This window comes from Paraburkholderia sp. SIMBA_053 (assembly GCF_046534895.1).
In the GTDB taxonomy this organism is placed as follows: Bacteria; Pseudomonadota; Gammaproteobacteria; order Burkholderiales; family Burkholderiaceae; genus Paraburkholderia; species Paraburkholderia caledonica.
In genome coordinates this window covers 1-246 of record NZ_JAWRXU010001413.1, presented here as the reverse complement: position 1 = coordinate 246, position 246 = coordinate 1, and the positions used below count along the sequence as shown (strand labels likewise).

The window sequence follows — 246 nt, the reverse complement described above, 5'->3', positions numbered from 1 at the left end:
CGGCTTCCTGCTGGCGTTTCGCGCGTTCGATCGAGTCGAGCACGGCGGCCGTGCGCCGCACGGGGCCGACCTCGACCTGCACGTCGATTTCGCTGCCCAGCCGCTCGGCCAGCGCCGCCTTGAGCTTCGCGACCTGCGCGGATTCGGTGTAGAGCTGGACCGCGACGTTGAGCTTAAGCGTCTTGCCCTCGACGGCCATCAGTTCGCTGTTGAACGCGAGCTGATAGGAGATGCCCTTGAGCGGCA

The 246-nt window shown here is 66.7% G+C and carries 1 pseudogene; it reads right to left on the bottom strand.

Going from position 1 to position 246, the window contains the following annotated elements:
• Positions 1–246, bottom strand: a pseudogene (locus SB753_RS40255) (DNA polymerase III subunit gamma/tau); the annotation flags it as partial.